The organism is Ramlibacter sp., from assembly GCF_036383835.1.
Taxonomy (GTDB): domain Bacteria; phylum Pseudomonadota; class Gammaproteobacteria; order Burkholderiales; family Burkholderiaceae_C; genus Ramlibacter.
In genome coordinates, this window is record NZ_DASVNN010000018.1 from 1 (window position 1) to 2,822 (window position 2,822).

Genomic DNA, 2,822 nt, shown 5'->3' on the forward strand with positions numbered 1-2,822 from the left:
TGAAACCCCAGCCGCGGTTGTGCAGCGCGATGCCGGTGTTCGGCACCACCACGCCGGAGCCGAAGCCCTTGAAGTTGGACTGGATGAAGGACACCATCATCCCGTTCTGGTCGGCCGCCGTGAGGTACACGGTGCCGCCGCTGTGCGGTTTGCCGGCGCGGGCGGGCGCGGCGCGATCGGGAGCTATCAGCCTGGCGCGGCGGGCCAGGTAGGCGGGCGCCAGCAGGTCCACGGCGCGCACTTCGCGCATGTGGTCCGGGTCCGAAACGTAGGCGTGCAGGTCGGCGAAGGCGAGCTTCATCGCCTCGATCTGCAGGTGATGCGACAGCGCCGTGTCGCGCCCCGCCGATGGCAGGTCGAGCGTGTCCAGCATGCCCAGCGCCATCAGCGCCGCGATGCCCTGGCCGCTGGGGCCGATCTCGTGCAGCACCAGGCCGCGATAGCGCATGGCCAGCGGTTCGACCCAGTCCGATTCGTGCGCGGCCAGGTCGTCTTCGTCGATCAGGCCACCGGTGGCGCGCGCGTGGTCCGCGATGGCACGCGCCAGGCTGCCGCGGTAGAACTCCTCGCCCTTGCTGGAGGCGATGCGCTGAAGCGTCTCGGCCTGGCCGGGGCAGGTAAACAGCTCGCCGACCTGCGGCGCCTCGCCGCGCGGCGCGAAGGCCTCGCGGAAGCCGGGTTGCGGCAGCAGCTCGGGCACCTGCGCCTGCCACTGGCGGCGCACGGTGGGCGAGACGAGATAGCCTTCGCGCGCGTGCCGCAGCGCCGGCTCGAACAGTTCGGCGAAGGGAACGGTGCCGAAGCGCTCGGACAGCATGCGCCAGGCCGACACCGTGCCCGGCACGGTCACGGAGTCCCAGCCGCGCAGCGGCATCGCCTGGTACTTCGCGAAGTGTTCGGGCGTCCAGCGGCGCGGCGCGCGGCCCGACGCGTTCAGGCCATGCAGCCGCTGGCCGTCCCAGAGGATCGCGAACGCATCGCCGCCGATGCCGTTCATGCAGGGCTCGACCACCGTCAGCGTGATCGCGGTCGCCAGCGCCGCATCGACCGCGTTGCCGCCGCGGGCCAGCATCAGGGCGCCGGCGGCGGAAGCGAGCGGCTGCGAGGTGCTGACCACGTTGCGGGCCAGCAGCGGCATGCGCTGGGAGGTGTAGGGGAAGTCCCAGAAGTTCTGCGTGTCGGTCATACCGTGAAGCTTATTCCAGCTTCACTTTCGCCTGTTCGACGGCCTTGCCCCAGACGCGGAACTCCTGGTCGACCACCTTCGCGAAGTCCTCGGCCGGCGTGTAGCGCAGTTCCACGCCTTGCTCCAGCATGCGCTGCTTCAGTTCGGGCGTGTCGAGGGCGGCGCGCGCCGCTTTCGTGAGGGCGGCGATCGCCGCAGGCGGCGTTCCCTTCGGCACCATCAGGCCGAACACGTTGTCGGCCGAGAAGCCGGGCAGGCCGCTTTCCGCGACGGTGGGCACGTCGGGCAGCATGGCCATGCGCTTGCTGGAGGCCACGGCCAATACGCGCAGCTTGCCGGACTTCACGTGCGGCATGGAGGCCGGGATGCTGTCGAACATCATGCTGGAGCTGCCCGCCATGAGGTCCGGCAGCGCCTGCGAACTGCCCTTGTAGGGGACGTGCACGATGTCCAGGCCGGCCGCGCCCTTGAACAGTTCGGACTCCAGGTGCGACAGCGTGCCCTGGCCCTGCGAGGCGAAGTTGTGCTTGCCCGGCGCGCCTTTCAGCAGGGCGATCAGTTCGCGCACGTCCCGGGCCGGCAGCGAGGCCGGGACCACCAGCATGTGCGGCACGATGGCCACGCCGGCGACCGGCACGAAGTCCTTCACCAGGTGGGAGGACTGCGGCGGATAGGCCGCCGCGGCGATCGCTGCGTTGGTCACCGCGGCCATGTAGACCGTATAGCCGTCGGCGGGGGACTTGGCCGCGTATTGCAGGCCGATGTTGCCGCCGGCGCCTGGCTTGTTCTCGACCAGCACCGATTGGCCCAGGCCCTCGGCCATCTTCTGGCCGATGGCGCGCGCCAGGATGTCGGTTGCGCCGGCGGGCGGGAAGGACAGCACCAGGTGCACCGGCTTGTCGGGCCATTGCGCCTGTGCGGCGAGGGTCGTTGCGCCGAAGGCGAGGGCCAGGGTCGCCCGGCGCATCGGCCGGGACCAGGAGGAGGGGGAGAGGGTGGACATGGACGACCTTGTGCAATGTGCGTGCCAGCCGAAGCCGGCGAAATCAGCCGCGGGGTATCCCCGGCGGCGCGACGGCCGCGCCTTCGATGCGGTGTCGCTTCAATGCCTCCGCCACGAAGCCGGAGGCCTTCATTTCCTCGATGAACGTGCTGAGCCAGGCTTGCGCCGCGGTGCGGCCCTTGGGGACGCCCATGGCCTGGTGGATCACCATGAAGCGGCCCGGCAACAGGCGCACGCCGCCGACGCGGCCCGCATCCATTTCCAGCTGCTGCTTCACGCCGGCGGCCACCTCGAGGTTCTGCTTCAGGAACTCGTCGACCACCACCGGCGACGTCGGCACGCGCACGAGCGTGGCGCTCTTCAGCTCGCGCGTGAGGAAGAGGTCGTAGGCGCTGCCGCGGCCCACGGCGACGCGCGTGCCGGCCCGGTCGACCTCCTCGTTGCGCTGCAGCGCCGAGGCATTGCGCACCAGGTAGGCGCCTTCGATGACCACGTAGGGGGCGGTGAACTCCATTTCCGCCGCGCGGACCGGGTCGATCGCCACGAAGGCGAGGTCGACCTGGCGGGCCTTCATCGCCTCGAAGGTGTTGCCGGCGGAGGTGAAGGTGACCAGCTCGATCGGCAGGCCGAGCC

The 2,822-nt window shown here is 70.4% G+C and carries 3 protein-coding genes; all 3 read right to left on the bottom strand.

What is annotated here, in order from left to right:
• The coding region (locus VF522_RS03430; protein WP_330906820.1) for a gamma-glutamyltransferase family protein at window positions 1-1,186 on the bottom strand (1,186 nt) is incomplete at its 3' end.
• 10 nt (window positions 1,187-1,196) lie between these two features.
• A complete protein-coding gene (locus VF522_RS03435; RefSeq protein ID WP_330906821.1) occupies window positions 1,197-2,189 on the bottom strand; it encodes a tripartite tricarboxylate transporter substrate binding protein in 993 nt (330 codons plus the stop codon).
• Between the two features lie 43 nt (window positions 2,190-2,232).
• Window positions 2,233-2,822: transporter substrate-binding domain-containing protein (locus tag VF522_RS03440; protein ID WP_330906822.1), on the bottom strand; the 590-nt coding region annotated here is incomplete at its 5' end.

Bases quoted from the DNA above. Each gene is read 5' to 3' on its own strand.
- VF522_RS03435 (WP_330906821.1), bottom strand. From the start codon at position 2,189: ATGTCCACCCTCTCCCCCTCCTCCTGGTCCCGGCCGATGCGCCGGGCG.